The following is a 3,418-nucleotide window of genomic DNA, read 5'->3' as shown; positions in this document are numbered from 1 at the left end:
GAGGGCGAGCTGGTCCACGCCGGACCTTTGGTGGCGCAGGGCTATTGGCAGGATGCGACGCGCACGGCGGAACGGTTCCGGCGCGCGCCTTCGTTTTCGCAACATGGCGGCATGGCGGTCTGGTCGGGCGACCGGGTACGGCGCGATACGCAAGGCCTGATGTATTTCGTCGGGCGACGCGATGCGATGATCAAATCGTCGGGCAACCGGATCAGCCCGGCAGAAATCGAGGACGCGGCGACATCGACCGGACTCGTCGCAGAGGCGGTGGCGCTGGGCATTCCCGATGCGCAGCTGGGCCAGTCGATCCTGCTGCTGGTTCGGCCCGCCGCGGTGCCCCGGCCCGAGGCGCTGAAAGACGATCTGCTGATTGCGTTGAAGCGCGAGCTGCCCGGGTTCATGGTCCCCAAGGTCATCGAACTGCGCGAAGCCTTCCCCAAAAACCCCAATGGCAAGATCGACCGTGCGTTGCTGGTCGCCGAAATCGAGGACCGCAGTTCATGAAGCCACTGGGTCCGATACCGTCCGGCTTTGGCAGCATGGATGGGCAACTGACGATACAGGGCATCACGGCCAGCGATCTGGTGGCGCGCGCGGGCGATACGCCGTGCTTTGTCTATTCATCGCGGATGCTGACGGAACGCGTAGCCGCGTTGCGCGCTGCGATGCCCGTGCGGCTGGCGATCCATTATGCGATGAAGGCCAATCCCTTCGCGCCGGTGCTGGCGCATATGGCGGCGCTGGTCAATGGAATCGACATCGCCTCGGCGGGCGAGCTCGCGCTGGCGATGACGGCAGGCATGGACCCGGCGCACATCAGCTTTGCCGGTCCCGGCAAGCGCGAGCGCGAGCTTGAGGCGGCGATTCGCGCCGGGGTGACGATCAATCTGGAATCAGAGGGCGAATGCGAACGTGCCATTGCGATTGGCGCGCGGCTTGGCATGCAGCCCCGGCTGGCAGTGCGGGTCAACCCCGACTTTGACCTGCGCGGATCGGGGATGCGCATGGGCGGCGGGGCAAAGCCGTTCGGGATCGATCAGGCGAGAGTCCCTGATGTGGTGCGGCGCATTCTGGCCAGCGACGCACACTGGCGCGGCTTTCATATCTTCGCAGGCTCACAGGCGCTCGATGCCGATGCGATCATTGAGACGCAGGGCAAGACGCTGGCATTGGCGGCAGAGCTGGCCGAGGCGGTCGAGCAAGCGCCCGAACATCTTAATCTCGGCGGCGGCATGGGCATCCCCTATTTTCCTGGCGACGTGCCGGTGGAGATCGCGAAAGTCGGCGCAGCGCTTGGCGAACGTTTTGCCAGCCTGCCCGCGATCCTTGCCGACACGCATTTTGCGATGGAGCTGGGGCGCTGGCTGGTGGGCGAGGCGGGGGTGTATTTGACCCGCATCGTCGACCGCAAGCTCAGCCATGGCGAGCTGTATCTCGTCACCGATGGCGGGCTGCACCATCAGCTGGCGGCGAGCGGCAATTTCGGCACTGTCATTCGCCGCAACTATCCCGTTGCCATCGCCAGCCGGTTTGACTCAGCGCCTGCCGAAGTCGCCAGCGTCGTCGGCTGCCTGTGCACCCCGCTCGACCGGCTGGCCGACAAGGCGCATCTTCCGGTGGCCGAGGTGGGCGACCTAGTCGCGGTGTTCTGCGCCGGAGCCTATGGCGCGACTGCCAGCCCGGCGGATTTTCTGGGCCATGGCAAGGCAGCCGAATTGCTGGTTTAAGCTTCTCGCGCGCGCCGCACCGAAACGGGACGCACGGTGTAAAACATCGCGGCCCTGTAAACACTAACGCTATGTTCACCCTTTTTCGGCATAGCTCATGCCAATCTGCGCGAAACCGGTCTTGCTTATGCATGGCAATGCCGGTGACGCCAGCCGAACATGAGGTTGTGCGATGAACTTGCTGAACTTTGTCAAAGCTCTGGTTGCCACGCTGGCAGCGTCGGCATTGCTCGCTGGCTGCGCCACTGCGCCGTCAGGTCCGCAGCTGCCGCCTGCCTCGTTCGTTTCGCTCTCCGATGGACCGGGCGAGGAATATATTATCGGTCCGCTCGATGAACTGACGGTGTTCGTGTGGCGCAACCCTGAACTTGGCGCGAAGGTGCAGGTGCGCCCCGATGGTCGCATCACCACCCCGCTGATCACCGATATGCCCGCTGTCGGCAAGACACCGACCATGCTGGCCGAAGACATCAAGCTGCAGCTGTCACAGTTCATTCAGGAACCTATTGTCTCGGTGATCGTCAACAGTTTTGCAGGTACGTTCTCGCAGCAGGTGCGTATCGTTGGGGCGACCGAAAAACCGGCATCCATCCCGTTCCGCGCGAACATGACTTTGCTCGATGCGATGATCGCGGTGGGCGGCCTGTCAGAATTTGCGGCGGGCAACCGGGCCAAGCTGGTGCGTTTCGACCGGGTATCGGGACGTCAGCAGGAATATCCGATCAAGCTGGCTGATCTGATCAAGAAGGGCGACAGCCGCGCCAATGTGCTGTTGCAGCCCGGCGACGTGATCATCATCCCGACCAGTATGTTTTGAACCACCTGTCGCCACCAAATGCTTTTGCCTTGTGCCCGTGTGAAAGAAAAGCCTGACCAATGAATGGCCTTTATGACGAGTTTCGGATCGCAGTGCACAGCGTCTGGCAGCGGCGCTGGCTGGCAATGGCGATTGCCTGGGCGATCTGCGTTGTGGGCTGGCTGGCCGTCGCTTTAATCCCCAACACCTATGAATCGCAGGCCAAGCTGTTCGTGCAGAACAAGGCGATCTTGCCCGAGAACACTGGCATCAGCGCGGTCGACCGGCAGAAGCAGATCGACAATGTCGAGCAGACGCTGACCTCTGCCGCCAACCTTGAAAAGGTCGTGCGCGGAACGGATTACGGCAAGAACCTCGTCACCCCGCGCGAGATTGAGGGCGCCGTCGGCGGCCTGCGCACGGCGATCAAGATCAAGTCGGAACAGGACAATCTGTTTGAGATTTCCGCGACCATGTCAGCCGGTGGCCGCTCCGATGGCGAGGCGGCGACGCTGGCGCGCGACATCGTTCAGAAGCTGATCGACATTTTTGTTGAGGAAAATCTGGCAGGCGGACGCGGTGACACCACTGATACGCTGCGCTTTCTCGATGAGCAGATTGCCAAGCGACAGAAGGAACTCGACCTTGCCGAACAGGCACGGGTGAAGTTTGAAACCGAAAACCTGGGGCTGCTGCCCGGTGTCGGATCGGTCAGCCAGCGGCTGGAAGCGGGGCGGATTGAGATCAGCCAGATCGATTCGCAACTGATCGCGGCGCAAAGCGCGCTTTCGGCAATCAACGGCCAGCTGGCGGGCACGCCGCAGAGTATCGCCGGCGGCGTCGCGGGCGGTGCACCCAATCCGCTCGCCCAGGCGCAGGGCGAACTTGCCTCGGC

3 protein-coding genes and 1 pseudogene are annotated in these 3,418 nt (G+C 62.8%); all 4 read left to right on the top strand.

Annotated elements, in window-relative coordinates:
• Positions 1 to 504: pseudogene (locus ACEW8G_RS11230) on the top strand (AMP-binding protein); the annotation flags it as partial.
• The gene (locus ACEW8G_RS11225; RefSeq protein ID WP_373488507.1) at positions 501 to 1,727 is read left to right on the top strand and encodes a pyridoxal-dependent decarboxylase, exosortase A system-associated; all 1,227 of its coding nucleotides are present in this window, start codon (positions 501 to 503) and stop codon (positions 1,725 to 1,727) included. The pseudogene ACEW8G_RS11230 and the gene ACEW8G_RS11225, both read left to right, overlap by 4 nt.
• 172 nt (positions 1,728 to 1,899) lie before the next feature.
• A complete protein-coding gene (locus tag ACEW8G_RS11220) occupies positions 1,900 to 2,544 on the top strand; it encodes an XrtA/PEP-CTERM system exopolysaccharide export protein (protein WP_373488506.1) in 645 nt (214 codons plus the stop codon).
• A gap of 59 nt (positions 2,545 to 2,603) precedes the next feature.
• Positions 2,604 to 3,418: Wzz/FepE/Etk N-terminal domain-containing protein (locus ACEW8G_RS11215; protein WP_373488505.1), on the top strand; the 815-nt coding region annotated here is incomplete at its 3' end.

The organism is Blastomonas sp., assembly GCF_041747255.1.
GTDB lineage: Bacteria > Pseudomonadota > Alphaproteobacteria > Sphingomonadales > Sphingomonadaceae > Blastomonas.
This window is presented reverse-complemented; position numbering and strand designations above follow the sequence as displayed.